Genomic DNA, 261 nt, shown 5'->3' on the forward strand with positions numbered 1-261 from the left:
AACCAACGTCTCAAGGAGGAATTGGAGATTTTAAAAGCTGCGGCGGTGTTACTGGGAGAGCGTTAGGGCGAGTTAAAACTCTTGTTTTCGTTAAGATTCAGTTATCCCATCACCGCCTATCCTTAATACTTTCGACTTTAAGATTAGCTCGTAGCACCTATTACCATTGGTTGAACTATCAACCTAGTCAACACGATTGTGTTGACCGTCATTTAAAAGAAATCATTCGAAAAATTTGGGAAGAAAACTATCGCGCTTATG

1 pseudogene is annotated in these 261 nt (G+C 40.2%); it reads left to right on the top strand.

Going from position 1 to position 261, the window contains the following annotated elements:
* Window positions 1–261: pseudogene (locus FD20_RS13705) on the top strand (IS3-like element IS1163 family transposase); the annotation flags it as partial.

It is taken from the genome of Liquorilactobacillus uvarum DSM 19971 (genome assembly GCF_001434935.1).
Taxonomy (GTDB): Bacteria; Bacillota; Bacilli; order Lactobacillales; family Lactobacillaceae; genus Liquorilactobacillus; species Liquorilactobacillus uvarum.